The sequence below is a fragment of the Vibrio genomosp. F10 str. 9ZD137 genome (assembly GCF_049974785.1).
In the GTDB taxonomy this organism is placed as follows: Bacteria; Pseudomonadota; Gammaproteobacteria; order Enterobacterales; family Vibrionaceae; genus Vibrio.
Genome location: NZ_JBNGCJ010000963.1, coordinates 1 through 307, shown reverse-complemented (window position 1 = coordinate 307; position 307 = coordinate 1). Strand labels below are relative to the sequence as shown.

1 protein-coding gene is annotated in these 307 nt (G+C 47.9%); it reads right to left on the bottom strand.

Features of this window, described 5'->3' with window-relative positions; translation table 11 throughout:
• Positions 1 to 307: biotin/lipoyl-containing protein (locus ACP45E_RS20940; protein ID WP_347229989.1), on the bottom strand; the 307-nt coding region annotated here is incomplete at both ends.

Genomic DNA, 307 nt, shown 5'->3' with positions numbered 1-307 from the left:
CTACTTCACCTGTTTCTACAGAGAAAATCATGACTAGAGAACCAGTCGATACTGAGTCACCAGAAGCGATCTTGATTTCTTTAACGATGCCAGCGAATGGTGCAGGAACTTCCATTGACGCTTTGTCGCCTTCAACAGTAAGAAGAGATTGCTCTTCTTCAACGCTGTCGCCGATAGCTACCATGATTTCAGTGACTTCAACTTCATCACCGCCGATATCTGGAACATGAACTTCTTTCAGTTCTGTAGCCGATGCCACAACAGGAGCAGCAACAGTTGCCGCCGCTTCAACTGCTGGAGCAGCCGG